This window comes from Paenibacillus sinopodophylli (assembly GCF_005930355.1).
In the GTDB taxonomy this organism is placed as follows: Bacteria; Bacillota; Bacilli; order Paenibacillales; family Paenibacillaceae; genus Pristimantibacillus; species Pristimantibacillus sinopodophylli.
Map to the genome: position 1 here is coordinate 39,026 of NZ_VDBO01000010.1, position 17,351 is coordinate 56,376.

Below are 17,351 nucleotides of genomic sequence, written 5' to 3' on the forward strand. Positions count from 1 at the left end.
GTGTTGCTATAGAGTTCCAATGGGGTAGTCTTATCCTTTACGGGGGCATTGCTAGCCAATGTTACATAGAGGTTAATATTGACCAACTGGAATATTTTATGTTACATTCACACAAGTAAATGTGTCGAAATATGTAAGGGAGTTGGATATTTTGAGAATTATGTTGAAGAAATTTAGTTCTAGGAAATTAAAATTAATTGTACTATGTTTATGTTTGTTTTCACTTATTCTACCTATTACTGCATTAGGAAAATCAAACTTTGAAGGAGCAGAGAACATCGGATTAGGCGCTCAGCCTAATGCGGCGGCTGTTGGTGATTTTAATAAAGATGGACTACCTGATCTCGTAACTGCGAACTCGTATGAGAACCAGGTATCCATTCTACTTAATGATCGTTCTGGTCTTTATCAGGAGAAACATTATCCGGTCGGCATTAAGCCCATTGATGTAGCTGTTGGCGATCTCAATGGGGACAACATCGTAGATGTTGTAACTGCAAACAGTGGAGATGGAGCTAGTAATATTCATTCTAGTACGGTTTCTGTACTGATAGGTGAAGCAGGCGGGGAGTTTAAGTCCACAGTAAACTATAGTGTCTATATCGATAGCGTTGACTACAACACGTTTACGCCTAGTTCAGTAACGATAGGGGATTTCAACAAAGATTCGTTTATGGATTTGGCTGTATCTAACCGTGACTCGCTTACAAATGAGCATCACATTGTATTGTTGCTTGGTGAAGCTCCACAATTGGATGGGACCCTTGCATTTAGTGAGCCGATCCCGATTCGAGTAGGTTATGAGCCTAGTTCAATTACTGCTGGTGACATTAACGGGGATGGCAACTTAGATTTTATTATTACCCATAGCAGTGAAGGGAAAGTTTCTGTTTTAACGAATAATGGGAACTTGACAGCGATGTCGACTACTGAATACCCAATAGGGAACAACCCAAGAACATCTGTTATTGGAGATATAAATGGGGATGGTCATGCCGATATTGTTGCGGTTACTACTGGGGATTCGGCTGGAATCTCTATTCTTCAAGGTGACGGACAAGGTTCATTTACATCTGCCGTAAAATTTAAGACTAGCTGTCCAAATTCATACGTACCTGCTCTAGATGATCCATACTCGCTTGCTCTAGCTGATCTAGACGGTGATGGTGATCTTGATTTGGCTGTTGGTTGTTCGGAGGCAGCTCAAGTATCCATTCTATTAAATAATAGTGCAGGTTCCGTGCTATCCTTGCAAGCCGCAGATCGATATGCTGTACAAGGCTCTTACTCTCAGGTAGTGATTGCCGATTTCAATTCTGATCATAAATTGGATGTAGTCGCTGCAAATTATGATGAGTTTGGTAATAATGTTAATTTTTCCTCCATTTTACTAGGTAGAGGAGACGGAACGTTACTTGCATCCGTTAATTATGACGTTAATGGCAGTCAGCCATCATCAGTTACAAGTTTCGACTTTGACGGAGATGGGAATTTGGATATAGCAACGGCAAACTTCAATTCTAATAACGTGTCCATCATGCGAGGTAATGGAAAAGGTCAGTTTGCAGCCGCCATTAATTATGTAGTTGGGAGCAAGCCTGTTCAACTTTTGTCAGTTGACCTTAACCTCGATGGTAAACCAGATCTGGTCATTGCTAATTCTGGTGATAATACCATAACACGGTTATTAAACGATGGGACAGGATCATTTATTAGCAAAAATGTTGTATCTAGCACCGTATCTGGTTCTAAAGCTAGAACCATCACTGTTGCTGATTTTAATGGAGACCATAATCCCGATCTAGCCGTAGCACATACAGGATCAAACCATCTAAGTGTTTTGCTTGGAGACGGCAACGGGGACTTTCAGATACAAGATCATCCCGTTGATAATCGAATCGCATCACCCAATTCCATCGTTTCGGGTCACTTTAATGATGATGACAAGATCGATCTGGCAATAGCTAACAAAGGAACGAAGAAAGTATATATTTTATATGGACAAGGGGATGGGACGTTTACCTCTGGTGACGAATATGGCGGCATCAACGAACCAAGCGCGCTTGCTACAGGTGATTTTAACCGTGATGGATCGGCTGATATAGCGGTTGCTAATAATGGTCCGTCAGAATATTCACTTCGTATTCTCTTAGGTGATCAAACGGGTACATTTCGAGAGGAAACGATTTCTACATTTTCGAATCAGGTTTTTTCACTAGCGGTTGGTGATTATAACGGTGATGAGAAGTTGGATATTGCAGTTCCTACTTTATTACGTTCAATATCTGTATTTATGGGCGATGGCACGGGCAGTTTCGGCTTGGAAAATAGTTACAGTACCGATGTCATGCCTCGGTCGGTTGCGGCTGGCGATTTTAATAACGATGGTAAAGATGATCTAGCTACGGCAAACTACTATGCCGACAATGTCACGATTATCAAAAGCTTCACTCCTAAAGTTTCCGACGGTGGACCATCAGTCACGCCACCAAATAACTCAATTCCAGGTAACCCCATTATATTGGATGGTGTACAGCTAGATAAAATAGTGACGTTAAAAGAAGTTGTTGTAGGAGGACAATCGACGACGATTGTGTCCCTTGATACTGAGAAATTGATTGCTGTGCTGGAAAGTAAAAACAATCAAACCATCATTATTCCAGTAACTTCTAACTCAGATGTAATCCAGACAGAATTAAACGGTAAAATAATTAAATCATTGGAGAAAACAGATACCGTCATTAAAATTGACACCAAAGATGCTATTTATACCATCCAATCGAAACAGCTTATAATTGATCAAATCGCGTCTCAGTTTGGCGATAACGTGAAGCTGGAAGATATTAAGTTTAGCGTTCATATAGGAAAACCTTCTACTGAGAGTAAGAAGTTGGTTGATTCTGCCGCTGCAAACCAAAATGTAACTTTAGCTGCTCCAGCGATTAATTTTGAAATTATAGCTGTATATGGAGATCGTTCCATTAAAATCGATCGATTCAATAGTTATGTGTCACGTGAAATTATATTGCCGAATTCAATCGATCCCACTCAAATAACAACCGGCGTTGTATTAAATGAAGACGGCACAATATCCCACATTCCTACAAATATCTTTACAGAAGACGGTAATCTACATGCCGTAATGAATAGCTTAACGAATAGTACCTATTCGATTATATGGAACTCGAAGAAATTCGCCGATGTGCAAGGACATTGGAGTCAAAATGATGTCAATAATATGGCTTCGCGCCTCATTATTAATGGTGTTACGGCAACAACCTTCCAACCTGATCAAGATATCACTCGTGCAGAGTTTCTCGCGATAGTTGTTAGAGCATTGGGCTTGAAGTCAGTTGAGCAAATCAACTTGCCACAGGATGTAAACTCCTCTGATTGGTATGCATCTGTTGTACAAACGGCTTTAACGTATCAACTTGTTCAAGGCTTTGAGGATAATACGATCAAACCTAATCAGACGATTACAAGGCAAGAAGCCGCTGTGATCTTATCCAGAGCGTTGGCGCTCACTTCGCTTGCGTCGACTGTAACGGATGCCGAAGCGAATCAAGCATTAAGTTCGTTTGAGGACAGTCAACAAGTTTCTGGTTGGGCGAAACAAGCGGTAGCACTTATGGTCATTAACAATATTATGCAAGGCAATGATCAACTGCTTACAGCAACAAGTCACCTCTCACGTGCACAAACTGCTGCAATTGTAACAAGATTCTTACAGCAAGCAGAGTTGATTAATAAGTAATTCCATAATGAGAGTTGCGAACTATTCCCAGCTTTTAATAGGATGGCGAAACGCCTTCTGAAAACATTCAACTAACAAAAAGAAACTGCCCTAACCTGGCTGTGGCCGGGAATGGGCAGTTTCTCTTTGTTGTTAGCTGAAAACAGCTGACCTCATCTGCACGGGCAATCTCATATCAAGATTAGGCACTTCACATGTGTGGACTGCGTACAAGATTATTAAAACAAAAAACGGCATATCTGCCGTTCTGAAGGTAAGCATGGTGGAGACTAGCGGGATCGAACTCAAATATGATCCGCTATCATGATGTTAGTCTGTCTGACCAATGACTGAATGTGTTGTACCGCTCGCATTATTCTCTCGTTAAACTCAGTATCGCTACCCAAACATATCTATGTTGTTCGTGATTTACGCACTTTGCTGATGATTGTTACTGCTACGGTAATAGTAAGAATCAGTAGCGCTGCAGCTCCGCATAGTAAAGGCAATAGATCTCCGATGAACTTGTATACGGTATGTTTCTGATCTGATAGAGGAAGCTCCGCGGTGAAGACAATGCCGTGATCGCTATTCAAATCGTTCATTTCTGAGACCTCCCGGCCCTTCGCATCATATACCGCACTCATTCCGGCATGTGTGACGCGCAGAATCGGCATCTGATTTTCAATCGCTCTAAAAGCGCTAATTTCCGTGTGATAAGGTGTAATCGACTCCCAGTCGCTGGATGGAATAATGAAAACATCAGGATTTTGTAATCCGGCTTCGCGAATGCGGTGTGGGAAATCTGCATCGAAGCAGATCGCTGCCGCAATTTTACCAATAGCTGTCTCGACAACTGGCACTGCCTCTTCTCCTTTATGGAAGTAGCGCTCCTCCCCTGGCACTAAAGAAAATTTGGAGTATTCCGCTTTTATCTTGCCATCTGCATCAATAATAACCACTTGGTTATCCATCTTAGCTCCTTCCGGCGCATTTATTCTCACATATCCTGCAACCAAAACCGCTCCGTGCTCTGCCGAGAGTGACTGCAAACGTCGCAGAAATGCCTCTTCCTCTTGTTCCAATACAAGCGAAGCTCCCTCCGACCAACTGATCAAGGTGCTTCCACGTTCGAGCTCCTGCTCAGTACGGAGGAACAAGCCTTCATTTATCCGGTTTATCTGTTCGACTAATTCAGGCTGTCCCGATAGTTGATCATAAAATCCTTTCTTTTCCCATTGGTCGAATAATTGTTGTATGGTGTCATCCCATATGATCCGATCCGGTGTAACACCTGACACCTTGATCGTTTCTGGCTGATTCTGCCCCGATTCCAGCACAACGCCTCCTCCGGCAAATAGTAATAATACCGTTATTGTACTGATCAATAGCCGTTTGTGTTGTCGAACACCCTCACGACATCCAGATTGAAGCGTATATGCCAGCAGCGAGGCGAACAAATACTGGATAAATACAATCCCCCATATACCAGACACAGATGCCAACATCGCAAGGGGTCTTATCGCCAATTGACTGTATGCGGTAGAATTGAATGTCCCGAACGCGTTCCCATAGCTTGTAAAATACTCAAATGATGTCATCAACATCGGAAAAAACAACAAAGACGCAGCATGTCTGGTTCGGGTGACCACCCATTTATTCAACAGCAGCAACACAATCAACATAACGGTAGAAATCAACACAGTGATTGAATCAACTACGAGACCGCCAGGAATGACACTGCGATTGGAAATGATCATTACGACACTGACGCACGCAAGCGCGATCGGGACTGAATGTTTTACTCTCTCTCTATACATATAGATCAGCAGTATAGCTGGCGCTAGCCAAGCCGACAATACATATAGATTCGAAGTAATTGGCACCAAATACAATAAACAGACAGCAGCTATTAACCAGACATTCGAATTAAACCGCACATCATTCACTTCCTTTCATTCTTGCCCTTATCCTAGCAAAGAATCACAGGTCACGTTTGACGTTTATTGCTCTCATTTACAGCATATATCGAAAGGGCTACTGAACCGAAAGGTAAATTTCCACTTCCACATCGTCTGAGTAAGGAGATTGAAATGTGGGCAAATACTTCTCAAGCAGAAGCTCACCTGTCAGTTTTGCATTTGAAGCAGGAATACGGTATTGGTATAAAAAATGATAGGTTGAGAGAATGTTGTCCTTGGTCGTTTGAAACAACTTGCCCCGATGTACAAACTTCATCATGTTCAGCCCGTTTAATTCGATTTGCTTCATTCCTGCCTGGATACTCCCCAACTCCTTCACTTCGACCGCAACCATTTCCTTAAAATAAGCTGTTTCACCGATGTAAGTAATATCGTAGCATAGACGGAATATGGTATCCGATTTCCGGTTAGGAATTCCTTCAGTTTGCTGAATGAACGATTCGATAAACGGAAAGATTGTTCTCACATTCTCGTCGCACGACAGTCGTTCAATGCCGACGAGCTGTAAATTCTCAATCTTTTCACGATGGTCTGTTACGACCACATGACCATGTTTTGCTTTAATATCCAACCAGATCGATGCAATATCGATTCTCGATGACAGTTCATCCAACCGGTAATCCTTGCCTGCATACTTTGAACGATATTTTGCGGGAGGAATCTGATACATTTTTTTAAAATTGCGGCTAAAAACCTCCTGTGAGCCAAAACCGTACTTAACCGCAATATCCAAAATACTGCTGCGAACTTTTCTCAATTCAGCAGCAGCCCAAATCAACTTCCTCTTGCGTATGTAATCGTATACGGTTATACCGACCACTGCTTTAAAGAGACGATAAAAATGGAACTTCGAGATGTAGGTCAATCCAATCAGCCGATCAATGTCGACTTGTTCCTCGATTTGGTCTTCCACTGAATCAACAAAACGCTGAATCGCCTGCAGATAATCCATCACTATCCCCCTCAAATCGTGCATGCGGGTTTCCCGCACACAGCTTTCCTTCGTCAGTTTCCCATCTGCATGAGTGAGTCGTCTTTACCCTTCACCGGGCTGCATATTTCACAACTGCTACGGCACTTAAAAAGATAAAGCTACCGTGTGGATTTGAACTACTTAGATTGTGCGACTGAGTGGGAAATCAAAAAACGCCACCACATGATGTGGTGACGTCTTTTTTTGTATGGAGACTAGCGGGATCGAACCGCTGACCTCTTGCATGCCATGCAAGCGCTCTCCCAGCTGAGCTAAGCCCCCGTAATCAATCTTAACGCCGGTATGGTATTCCGTTAGACTGCTCAATCCTAACCTAGCTAAGACCAAAATAACGACAAGGTTGATCTTAGCATACGATGCTAGGAACTGTCAATCATTATCCACAATGCTATTGAGCGGATGTTTGGACAGCAAATTGTTAAGCTCTTTCATAAACATATCGATGTCTTTGAATTGACGGTATACGGATGCGAAGCGGACATAGGCTACCTCGTCAACCGGATAAAGCTCATTCATAACGATCGCGCCGATATCGCTGCTGTCGACTTCCGCATGTGCCGTTGTCCGCAGCTCCTTCTCAACCTCCGATACGATTACCTCAAGACGTTCAACCGGTACAGGACGCTTCTCACAGGCACGGATGAGCCCGCGCAATATTTTGTCACGGCTGAACTCCTCGCGACTGCCATCTTTCTTAATCACGATTAGAGGCGTTTCTTCAATCATTTCGAAAGTCGTAAAGCGGCGGCTGCACTTCTCGCACTCACGGCGACGACGGATTGATTTGTTTTCGTTCGCTGGTCTGGAGTCTAATACTTTCGTTCCAGCGTAGTCGCAGTATGGACATTTCATAAAGGTATTATCTCCTTTCTTGATTGCATGTGCCTAGAATAGAGGCTATTCGCACAATAAATTAATTTCCATGTAATTCCTGTAATGAAGTTTCGATTTCTGCACATAATACTTTTACCAACCGCAAGGAGGTGAACATACATGAGCGCATCCCGCAGCAGTAACCAATTGGTAGTGCCACAAGCGACAGCTGCCCTTGATCAAATGAAATATGAAGTTGCTCAAGAGCTAGGCATCGCAATTCCGCAAGACGGATACTACGGCAACATGGCTACAAAAGACGCAGGCTCGATCGGAGGATATATTACCCGTCGCCTAGTGCAAATTGCCGAGCAATCCCTTGCTGGTCAATACAAATAATGATTCATTAAATGTTGTATGAATAACAGAAGCTTTGGCCGGGCCTGTCCATGAAGAGACAGGCCTCCAAGGCTTCATTGTATTTTCGAAGTAGCAATTGCTCGTTTGGATCAGAAGCTCGGATATAAATCCTTGTATTTATTATAGTAATAAATAACCCGCTGTACATAGTGCCTCGTCTCACCAAAAGGAATTTCGTTGACCGTCTCGATCGTTCCATCCCACACACCTGTATCCAGCCATTTTCTAACGTTTCCTGGACCTGCATTGTAGGCTGCAATGGCAGCAATCTGATTCTGGCCAAATTGCTCGCTGAGCGAGTTCAAATACCAGGAACCAATCTCAATGCTAACGTCTGCTCGATGCCTTAGCGTATCCTCTGTGACATTTTTGAAGCCTGCCTTTTGCACGACCCAATCTGCGGTATCCGGCATAATTTGCATTAAGCCCAGTGCACCTTTCCTTGAATCCTTGCCTGTCTGATAATTGGTTTCACTGCGTATGATAGCAGCAACCAGATGCGGTTCAACACCATAATTAGAAGCGCTTGCCCGTATGTCAGCTTTGTATTTCACAGGATACATAATGGCGCCAAGCCAGTCCGATTTGAGAAACAGAATGGTGATCAACCCGAGCAAAAGCAGGAGCAGCACTCGTTTTTTCAAAAGTACTTTCATGGCAAGCACTGGCTTTCCCAGAATGCATCCAGCTGGCGTTTCGTTTCCTCCAACGATCCGCTGTTATCAATGACGAAGTCTGCACGCTCACGCTTCTGTTCAATATCCATTTGGAGCAATACCCGCCGGTTAGCTTCTTCCTCCGAAACATCGTTTCTTTTCATTAAACGAGTCTTCTGAACCTCTACAGGCACGTATACGACCATTATCCCGTCATAGAGCTGCTCTTGCTTCGTTTCGTACAGCAGCGGCACATCAGCAATGATCAGCCGGTTAGGAAACTGCTCTGCGTAGCTATGTATGGTTGCTTGCATGCTTGCACGAATAGCCGGATGCGTAATGGCTTCTAGCTTGGCAAGCAGGCTTTTATCCTGAAATACGATAGCGCCGAGAGCCTTTCTATTCAATGTGCCGTCTTGTTCTAAGACAGCTTGTCCGAACGTAGAGGCGATTGCCTCTAAAGCCGGTCTACCTGGAAGAACAATTTCTCTTGCGACTTGATCGGCATCGACCAGCAGCGCACCGCGTTCCACCAACATATTGGCGATAGTGCTTTTACCGCTGGCAATACCGCCGGTTAATCCGATTCTCATTCATTTCACCTCAAATTATAACAGCTTCATAATTCCCATCATGATTAATAATATGCCAGGCAGCATAGATAATGTTTGCATACCTCTCCAAGCCGAGAATCGAAAGCCGAAGCGCATCCCGCCAATTAGAAAAATCGCGCTCGCTGCCGCTATCGTCAAAGCTGTCAGCACAGACGGCAGCCCGATCAGCGCTGCACCGAGACCAGCACCAAAAGCATCGAGCGACAATGCAACACCAAGCATGACGGCTTCAGAAGCTGAGATCGTCCCCGACTTGTCGACATCTGCTGCTTGCGGCGTTCTAAGAATCTGAATGACAAGGCCAAGCCGCTTCAGTTCAACCATGACGACAAGAGCTGCGCTCGCAATTTCTCCTGCATGCGGTTTAACTAGTCCTTCAGCCGCAGCTGCGCTCGCAAGTTCCGAAGTATCTACTGACTCATCAGCGTGCTTTCCCTTTCTAAGCTGCAGCAGCGCCCAGCCTCCGATTAGAATAAGCACACAAGCACCGATGAGGCGAGCTGTGAATTCGGACAGAAAACCCGTCAGCCAGCCGCCCACCTGCATCGACAAATAGATAATCAAACCGGAGCAGCAAGCGATAATAAGTACCGACAGCATAGGGATGCGAATTCTCCGCAAGCCGTACGTAACGCCAACACCAAATCCATCCAAACTAACGGCAAAAGCTAGCACCAACAGCGAAGCAACATGCGCGAACAATCGTAAAGTCCCTCCCCGCACGGCAGACAACCGGCTCACTAACCATCCCGTGAGTAGTCATCCGCCTATTGTTCGTAACACATCTATCATATGCGGGGAGTATTTGTCTGTGCATGTCGCGGGCGAAAAGCTACTGCTCCTTGCTCTGTAAGACCGCAGCCAATGGCTGGCATTTGCTGCAAATATGAGTCCCTCTGCCACCGACAACAAATTTATGAATCGGTCTTGAGCAAGCCGGACATGGTTCGTCCTTCTTCCCATAAACAAGCAGTTGATGCTGGAACATTCCCATCTCGCCTTGACCGTTCACATAAGATTTGATTGATGAACCGCCGGCTTCAACTGCTTTTGCCAGCGTAGACTTTATCGCCTCGTAAAGACGTTTCCACTCTGCCGGCTTCAATGTTCCGGGCGTGCGTTCTGGGTGGATACGAGCTTGGAACAAAGCTTCATCCACATAAATATTGCCAAGCCCAACAATATGCTCTTGATTGAGCAGCAGCGGTTTGATTTTCGTTGCCCGCTTCTCCAGCTTGCTTCGGAGCGCATCCGCCGTAAACGATGGCTCGAGAGGCTCTATGCCAAGCTTGTTAAGCGGCGGCTGCAAAAGCTCCTGTCCAGCTTCGAATAGATGCATCGTGCCGAACTGCCGCACATCCTTGTAACGCAGATCAGTACCATCCTCGAAATGGAATATGACATGCGTATGCAGCTCAATCGGCTCTTCCGCTCGGAATACGCCGTAACGTCCCTCCATTCGCAGATGGGATACGAGCACGAGGCCATCCAGCACAATTCGCAAAAACTTGCCGCGACGCTCAACCGTTTGAATCGTATGGCCAATGAGTGCATCTGCGAACTGCTCTGGCTCGGCAGGGCGCTGTATAATACGCGGGAGTCTCACGGTTACGGACTGTATTCGTTTTCCCGCAACAAGTTCTATCAATGTTCTTCTTACCGTTTCTACCTCTGGCAATTCAGGCATTTTCTCTTCACCTCAACAACCATTATACCCGAAACAGCCCGCCAGCGGGTTACTTTGCTTCATACCAATTGTCACCGAAGCTCATATCAGCCTTGAGCGGAACGTCAAGCGTGAGCGCTCCTGCCATCACTTCAGGCACTAGCGTCTTCATCAGCTCAAGCTCAGCCTGCGGCACCTCAAATACGAGCTCATCGTGCACTTGCAGCAGCATGCGGCTTTTCAGCTTGCGCTCGCGCAGCGTCGCGTCCATATGCACCATCGCCAGCTTAATAATATCTGCCGCTGTACCTTGAATCGGTGTATTCATTGCCGTCCGCTCTGCAAAGGAACGCAAATTGAAATTTGAAGCGTTTATGTCATTCAGATAACGCCTGCGCTCAAGCAGCGTCGCCACATACCCATCTCGCTTAGCTTGCTGCACAATATCATGCATATACTGGCGAACGCCTTTGAACACTTCCTTATAGTCCGCAATAAACTTGCCTGCTTCGTTCCGCGTAATGCCTAAGTTCTGTGACAAGCCGAAATCGCTGATGCCATATACGATACCGAAGTTGACCGCCTTCGCTGAGCGGCGCATGTTGGAATCTACTTCCTCGGCTGTAACGCCGAACACATCCATCGCCGTCTTCGTATGAATATCCATGTCCTGTATGAAGGCTTCCTTCATATTCTCATCATCCGCGATATGAGCGAGCACTCGCAGCTCAATCTGTGAATAGTCGGCTGCGACGATGAACCAGCCGGGCTCAGATGGTACGAACGCTTTCCGAATCTGACGGCCTTCCTCTAGGCGGATCGGAATGTTCTGGAGATTCGGGAACTGGCTGCTCAGGCGGCCCGTAGCTGCAATCGTCTGGCGGTAATAGGTGTGGATTTTGCCCGTTTCCTTGCGTACTTCTTTCAACAGTCCTTCCACATACGTGGACTGCAGCTTAGAGAGCTGGCGGTAATGCAGAATAAGCGGAATAATCTCATGATAAGGCGCTAGCTCTTCAAGCACCTCGGCGTCGGTTGAATAGCCTGTTTTCGTCTTTTTCTTAGCAGGCAGTCCCAGCTTCTCGAACAAAATTTCACCAAGCTGCTTAGGCGACCCGATATTGAATTCAGTGCCAGCCAGCCTGTATACGCTGCTAATGATCGTAGCTAGTTGTCCTTCCAAGCTGCGGCCCAGCTCTTCCAGCTCCTCAGACTTTACTGTGATGCCTTGAAACTCCATACCGGCAAGAATGCGGGACAGCGGATGCTCCATGTCGAAATAAAGCTTGCTCATTCCTGTGCGACTAAGCTCATCAGTTAGCAGCGGCACCAGCTTCCGAACCGCTTCCGCCTTCAGCGACAAATGACGATAGAGCGTATCTGCATCCGGCACTTTGAATTTCGCGCCTTTCCCATATACAGCTTCATCCGGCGGCAACAGGGATAGACCTTGCTTCTCATTAATACCGCTCAGCGTCTGGCTCGCTTCGGTTGGATCAAGCAGATAGGCAGCTAGCTGCACATCGAATGCCGAGCCCTCGAAGCTGATCCCGCTCCACTTGAGCGCAAGCTCTACCTTATGCAAATCGAAGCCGTATTTCGGCTTGTCCGCTTGCTCCAGCCAATCGCGCAGCTTCGCAGCGAAGGGCTGTTTAAGCACCGAATAGGGCATCGCGTACACGGATTCCTCCGTAGCAATCGCGAGACCAATCAGCTCAGCATGATGCGGATTCTCCCCGATTGCTTCTATGTATAAACCATTTTTGTCCGTTTGCCCGAGAAGCTCAACCAGTCTATCCAGCAAGTCTGCCTGTTCATCCGATTCGATGACATGAATCGTCAAATCAGCTGCAGCAGCCTGCGCTTCCTCTTCCATGTCTCCGGCTTCTGCTCCAAGCTGCAGCCGCTCAATCAATGATTTGAATTCAAGCTTGCGGAATGCTTCCGCAAGCTTAGGTCCGTCATAGCCCGCATAGCTAAGCTCATCCATACTTTTCTCGAATGGCACCTCGCGGAATATGGTCGCGAGCTTCTTGCTCATCGTTGCGTCGTCCTTATGCGTCTCAATGTTTTCCTTCAGTTTCCCCTTGAGCTTGTCCAAGCTAGCAAGTACATTCTCCACAGTGCCATGCTCGTGAAGCAGCTTCAGAGCGGTCTTCTCCCCGACACCGGGTACGCCTGGAATGTTGTCGGATACATCGCCCATAAGGCCTTTCAGATCAATGATCTGCATGGGCACAAGTCCGTATTTCTCTTGAATCGCTTCAGGCGTATATAGATCAACCTCGCTAACACCTTTGCGAGTAACAGCAATCGTCACCTTATCGGAAGCGAGCTGCAGCATATCCTTGTCTCCGGTTACGACGAATGTCGCCACGCCTTTGTCATCCGCAGCCTTCGTCAGCGTCCCGATAATGTCATCCGCCTCATATCCTGCAAGCTCGTACTGCGATATATTGAACGCATGCAGCAGCTCCTTGAGTACAGGGAATTGCTCAGATAACTCAGGTGGCGTCTTCTGTCTTCCGCCTTTGTATTCGGCATAGCCTTCATGACGAAACGTTACTTTGCCTGCATCGAAAGCTACCAGCACATGTGTTGGTTTTTCTTGCTCCAACAGTTTAAGCAGCATCGTCGTAAAGCCAAATATGGCATTCGTATGGTTGCCGGACGAATTCGTCAGCGGCGGAAGCGCGAAAAAAGCGCGGTATATGATACTGTTCCCATCAATAAGCATCCATTTTTCCATAAGGGATCACACCTTCTTTATGTAGCATTCATACCTCCCATTATACCACAAAAAGGGCTATTCCCAAGCATCGCTGCCTCAGAAGAGCCCCTTCTAAACGATTATTGTTTATTCGAAACGAACGGCGCAGGCCTGCCAAGCAAATATCCTTGCGCATAATGGGCGCCCATTCCGCGTACCTTCTCCAGCTCTTCCGCAAGCTCAATACCCTCCGCAATGACCGAAATATCCATTTTGGCAGCCAGCTGAATCAAGGTGCTCAGAATATGCTCCTTCATCTCATCCAAATGGATATTCTGAATAATAGAACGATCCACCTTCAAATAATCGGGACGCAGCTCGACGATGGATTGCAGGGATGAATAGCCTGCGCCAACGTCGTCAATTGCGATTTGATAGCCCTGACTCCGGTAATGCTCCAGCGCTTTTTTAACGGTGCCAAAATCTGCAATGGCGCTCCGCTCCGTAATTTCGAATACAACATGATGCGGTGACAGCTTATGCTGCTCCAGCAGGCTGAGCGTCTGCCCTGGCGAGAAGCTGGGGTCCTCCATGATCTGAGCCATCACATTAATGAATAGCTTCTGATTCGAAGCTAGCGGAATACAGCCGTCAATCGCTTTCTCCCTAGCCAGCCGGTCAAGTGAGTAAGTTAATCCCTCTTTCTCCGCGAATAGAAACAATTCCATTGGATTCGAGAACCAAGTACGGTCCTCTGTTCTAGTCAACGATTCATAACCGAAAACCTTGCCTTGCTGCTGCAAAGAAACGATTGGCTGATACACCGAATAGATCGTCCGATCATGAATAAGGTCATCGATCGCTCTCCGTCTCAAGCTGCGCTCCATCGCATCCGCCACTTGTCCATGCAAGATCGCTTTTTTCATCACTTCATACCAGATCAAGCCGTCGGCTGTATGATGATCATTAGAGGCGACACCTACTCCAACATGAAGCTGGACTTCCGATTGATATGACTGCATGCTGCCAAGCTGCTCAACAAATCGACGCTCCCAATTTTTCGTATGCTTATAGGCGAGCTCCAGCAGCCAGCCTTCCAACGTTTGAGCTTCTCCAGCCGGCAAGCGCATATGGATGAATAAATCGTCCTTCACCCACTGCATTCCCTCATATAGCAATGAACTGCTAAAGGTCCCCTCGACCTCAAGCTCCGCGAATTCACGCCACTGCTCCTGCAACGAGGAACCGCTGCTGGCTTGATAGACAGACGGAAGCTGCCATGACAAATAAATAATTCCAAGATGGCCAGCGCTATCGTTATCCGCTCCATTAAGCCGCCAAATGTCCCGTAGTTGTCTCAATTTCGATTCCGTTCCTCTCCATGATGCATTCCTGAAATTTGGTCCATGACACAGACACTGCCCTTCAGTGCCTTTGCTTGCTTCTTCAGCTTGGCCGCCAGCCTTGGAATATCCTCCGTCAAGAGCGGCACCTTGCCATCCCACATCATGAGCGAAAGCGACAGCGTAACGCCCTCCTGTTCAACGAGGTTGCCATGCCGATCCTCCACGCTCGTCACCTCGATGCCGCCATAGAACGCTTTGATGCCATTATCGAACCGATTAATAAGCGCCTCGCACAATCGCTCGGCGATCGAAGATTTCGTAACCGCAATGAAATCGTCACCGCCAATATGACCGATAAAATCGCCTTGTCCACCAAGCTGATCAAGCTCCCAGCGCAATAGATCACCCAAATATCGAATCAGACTATCACCCATCCCGAAGCCGAAGCAATCGTTGTACCACTTGAAATAATCAAGGTCGGCATAGATAACGGCGAACGGTTCCTCATCGTCGAGCCTTCGGCGCAGCTCAAGCTGAATCTCTTCGTTGCCAGGCAGTCCCGTAAGCGGGTTTGCAGTACGCGCAGCCTCTGTTCGGAGCGTAGTCATGCACTCCAGAATGGAACGAATGGAAGCTGCTCCCGCCATTTGACCATCCTTCGTAATAAGGACAACATCGTACAGCTGCGAGAAATCACGTGCCATGGCAAGCTGCGATACATGCTCGACTGTCAACTGCTCATCCACAATAAGCGGCTGATTGTTCATAATTCGCTCCACTGGACGATTCCAGTACAGCGGCAGTCCGAATTGTCCAGCCAACATCTGATGAAGCTTCTCTTTCATAAGAATGCCTATCGGCCTTCCCTGGTCTACAATCACTGCACCTTGTGCCTTCGCGTTCGTATCGAACAGGTACGCTACCTCGGATACTCTTGCTCTGGCTGGAAAGATCGGAAACGGAACCGCAAGTGTACCAATTCTCACGGATTTGCCATGGTTTCCTGCTGCATCGTGAAGCGTCACCGACTCGCTCGCTGTGGCAGATAATCCATAGCTGACAGGTCGACCTGGTGTTTCAAGCGCTCCGGCTTCCTTGCGTTCTCTGCCAAGCGTCACGTTGTATGCACTTTGTTCCATCGCATCAAGAAGCATCCGATAAACGACCGATTCTGTGGATCGCCCGATTGCAGGCGGATAAGCGGTAGACATACCAATGCTCACCTCTACCTCAGAATCCTCTCCCTGCTCTTTCCCTGTTGCTGCGGCTTTGCGGAGCTTGCTGTATAGACGTTCAAGCGCCTTCTCCATCACTTTGTTTATCGGTTCATCCTTCTGCTGACGATCGAACAGGAAGAAGTAATCCCATTCCAGCCGTTGACGCCAAAATAATCGTTTCTCTTCGCTTTCCCATAGCTGCAAGGCATTCTCCGATGCAGCATTTCCTAATCTGAAGCGAACATAGATAATGCCTATGCCGCCTTCGTGCCAGCGTTCCTTAATGCTGCTAAGCAGATCTCGATTGAATAAGCCAACCCCGACTCCATTCATGCCAATCCCCTCAATCGAATTTCGTCTATTTCAATACCTTTGACTCATATTTTACCAGCCGATTGTGAATAGAGATGCATAGAATCGTTAAATTTCGGTAAAATTCGACATTTAATTAGTCCAATCGACCCGAGCATAGAAAAAACCGCCGAAGTTTTCACTCGGGCGGTCTCTTGGTAATTATTTTCACTCTACACGTTCAAATCTGGTCGATTACCCGTTACGAGATAAACAACGCTCTCTCCAATGTTCGTTGCATGATCGCCGAACCGCTCCAAATAACGGCCAACGAAGCTCAGCAGGGACGATTGGGTAATGTTGCGAGGATTTTCCATCATTAGCGAATAGAGCTCGCGAGTAATTTGACCATAAAGAGCGTCTACTTGATCATCGTCCTTTGCCATTTTGTAAGCCAAGTCTACATTTTCCTGAATAAAGGATTGAATAGATTCATACGTCATAAGCTGAACAATCTCCGCCATCCGCGGCAAATCGATCAATGGCTTAATTAACTCTTGGCCTTCCAGACGCAGAACGACTTTGGCGATATCGACAGATAGGTCACCCATCCGCTCCAAGTCGCTTGCAATCTTAAATGCAGACAGTATACGGCGCAAATCCTTGGCTACCGGCTGCTGCGTTGCAATAAGCTTCGAGCCAATCTCCGTAATTTTCTCTTCCATCTGATTCAAGGAAGGATCCTTCGCAATGACCTGCTGGGCACGGGAAACATCAACCGTTTTCAACGACTCCATTGATTCTACAAGCGCTTTTTCCACGAATGTACCCATGTCGATCAACAGGTTATGAAGATGCTCCAGTCCCTGGTCAAACTCTTTGCGTGTGGTCATCACAACAGCATTC

At 46.6% G+C, this 17,351-nt stretch carries 13 protein-coding genes and 1 tRNA gene; 2 read left to right on the forward strand and 12 right to left on the reverse strand.

Annotated features, from left to right (window positions below):
• Positions 1-160 precede the first annotated feature (160 nt).
• Positions 161-3,757, forward strand: coding sequence for an FG-GAP-like repeat-containing protein (locus FGT79_RS24000; RefSeq protein WP_246096603.1), 3,597 nt, complete (start codon positions 161-163; stop codon positions 3,755-3,757).
• A 392-nt stretch (positions 3,758-4,149) separates the two neighbouring features.
• Here the strand turns inward: FGT79_RS24000 and FGT79_RS24005 are convergent, their stop codons facing one another.
• The 4 genes from FGT79_RS24005 to nrdR all read right to left on the reverse strand — a co-directional run bounded on the left by FGT79_RS24005 (position 4,150) and on the right by nrdR (position 7,564).
• Entirely contained in the window at positions 4,150-5,676 is a 1,527-nt protein-coding gene (locus tag FGT79_RS24005; RefSeq protein WP_138755391.1) for an apolipoprotein N-acyltransferase, read from the reverse strand.
• Positions 5,677-5,773: 97 nt separating this feature from the next.
• Positions 5,774-6,670, reverse strand: coding sequence for a helix-turn-helix domain-containing protein (locus tag FGT79_RS24010; protein WP_171056415.1), 897 nt, complete (start codon positions 6,668-6,670; stop codon positions 5,774-5,776).
• 230 nt (positions 6,671-6,900) lie between these two features.
• Positions 6,901-6,973 (reverse strand) — tRNA-Ala (locus FGT79_RS24015).
• A 108-nt stretch (positions 6,974-7,081) separates the two neighbouring features.
• A complete protein-coding gene (gene nrdR / locus FGT79_RS24020; RefSeq protein ID WP_138755393.1) occupies positions 7,082-7,564 on the reverse strand; it encodes a transcriptional regulator NrdR in 483 nt (160 codons plus the stop codon).
• A gap of 141 nt (positions 7,565-7,705) precedes the next feature.
• Between nrdR and FGT79_RS24025 the strand changes: the two genes are divergently transcribed.
• Complete coding sequence (locus FGT79_RS24025) at positions 7,706-7,924, forward strand: alpha/beta-type small acid-soluble spore protein (RefSeq protein ID WP_053377233.1); 219 nt, start codon at positions 7,706-7,708, stop codon at positions 7,922-7,924.
• 110 nt (positions 7,925-8,034) lie between these two features.
• Here the strand turns inward: FGT79_RS24025 and FGT79_RS24030 are convergent, their stop codons facing one another.
• The 8 genes from FGT79_RS24030 to phoU all read right to left on the reverse strand — a co-directional run bounded on the left by FGT79_RS24030 (position 8,035) and on the right by phoU (position 17,338).
• A complete protein-coding gene (locus FGT79_RS24030) occupies positions 8,035-8,601 on the reverse strand; it encodes a lytic transglycosylase domain-containing protein (RefSeq protein WP_138755394.1) in 567 nt (188 codons plus the stop codon).
• Complete coding sequence (gene coaE, locus FGT79_RS24035; protein ID WP_138755395.1) at positions 8,598-9,194, reverse strand: dephospho-CoA kinase; 597 nt, start codon at positions 9,192-9,194, stop codon at positions 8,598-8,600. Before coaE ends, FGT79_RS24030 begins: the two co-directional genes overlap by 4 nt.
• A gap of 15 nt (positions 9,195-9,209) precedes the next feature.
• The gene (locus tag FGT79_RS24040) at positions 9,210-9,917 is read right to left on the reverse strand and encodes an MntP/YtaF family protein (protein ID WP_138755396.1); all 708 of its coding nucleotides are present in this window, start codon (positions 9,915-9,917) and stop codon (positions 9,210-9,212) included.
• Positions 9,918-10,047: 130 nt separating this feature from the next.
• Positions 10,048-10,902, reverse strand: coding sequence for a DNA-formamidopyrimidine glycosylase (gene mutM, locus FGT79_RS24045; RefSeq protein ID WP_138755397.1), 855 nt, complete (start codon positions 10,900-10,902; stop codon positions 10,048-10,050).
• 49 nt (positions 10,903-10,951) lie between these two features.
• Positions 10,952-13,630: a DNA polymerase I gene (polA, locus tag FGT79_RS24050; protein WP_138755398.1), complete on the reverse strand. Its 2,679-nt coding sequence runs from the start codon at positions 13,628-13,630 to the stop codon at positions 10,952-10,954.
• Positions 13,631-13,731: 101 nt separating this feature from the next.
• Positions 13,732-14,952 (reverse strand): EAL domain-containing protein, encoded by a 1,221-nt coding sequence (locus tag FGT79_RS24055; protein ID WP_138755399.1) that lies wholly within the window; start codon positions 14,950-14,952, stop codon positions 13,732-13,734.
• A complete protein-coding gene (locus tag FGT79_RS24060; RefSeq protein ID WP_138755400.1) occupies positions 14,949-16,487 on the reverse strand; it encodes a GGDEF domain-containing protein in 1,539 nt (512 codons plus the stop codon). The genes FGT79_RS24055 and FGT79_RS24060 overlap by 4 nt, the downstream gene beginning before the upstream one ends.
• Before the next feature lie 191 nt (positions 16,488-16,678).
• Positions 16,679-17,338 (reverse strand): phosphate signaling complex protein PhoU, encoded by a 660-nt coding sequence (gene phoU, locus FGT79_RS24065; protein ID WP_138755401.1) that lies wholly within the window; start codon positions 17,336-17,338, stop codon positions 16,679-16,681.
• Positions 17,339-17,351: the final 13 nt, after the last annotated feature.

Excerpts from the sequence above, each read along its gene's own strand:
- phoU (WP_138755401.1), bottom strand. The coding sequence starts at position 17,338 with ATGACCACACGCAAAGAGTTTGACCAGGGACTGGAGCATCTTCATAAC.
- FGT79_RS24025 (WP_053377233.1), top strand. The coding sequence starts at position 7,706 with ATGAGCGCATCCCGCAGCAGTAACCAATTGGTAGTGCCACAAGCGACA.
- coaE (WP_138755395.1), bottom strand. The coding sequence starts at position 9,194 with ATGAGAATCGGATTAACCGGCGGTATTGCCAGCGGTAAAAGCACTATC.
- nrdR (WP_138755393.1), bottom strand. The coding sequence starts at position 7,564 with ATGAAATGTCCATACTGCGACTACGCTGGAACGAAAGTATTAGACTCC.
- FGT79_RS24000 (WP_246096603.1), top strand. The coding sequence starts at position 161 with ATGTTGAAGAAATTTAGTTCTAGGAAATTAAAATTAATTGTACTATGT.
- FGT79_RS24030 (WP_138755394.1), bottom strand. The coding sequence starts at position 8,601 with ATGAAAGTACTTTTGAAAAAACGAGTGCTGCTCCTGCTTTTGCTCGGG.
- FGT79_RS24010 (WP_171056415.1), bottom strand. The coding sequence starts at position 6,670 with ATGGATTATCTGCAGGCGATTCAGCGTTTTGTTGATTCAGTGGAAGAC.
- FGT79_RS24060 (WP_138755400.1), bottom strand. The coding sequence starts at position 16,487 with ATGAATGGAGTCGGGGTTGGCTTATTCAATCGAGATCTGCTTAGCAGC.
- polA (WP_138755398.1), bottom strand. The coding sequence starts at position 13,630 with ATGGAAAAATGGATGCTTATTGATGGGAACAGTATCATATACCGCGCT.
- mutM (WP_138755397.1), bottom strand. The coding sequence starts at position 10,902 with ATGCCTGAATTGCCAGAGGTAGAAACGGTAAGAAGAACATTGATAGAA.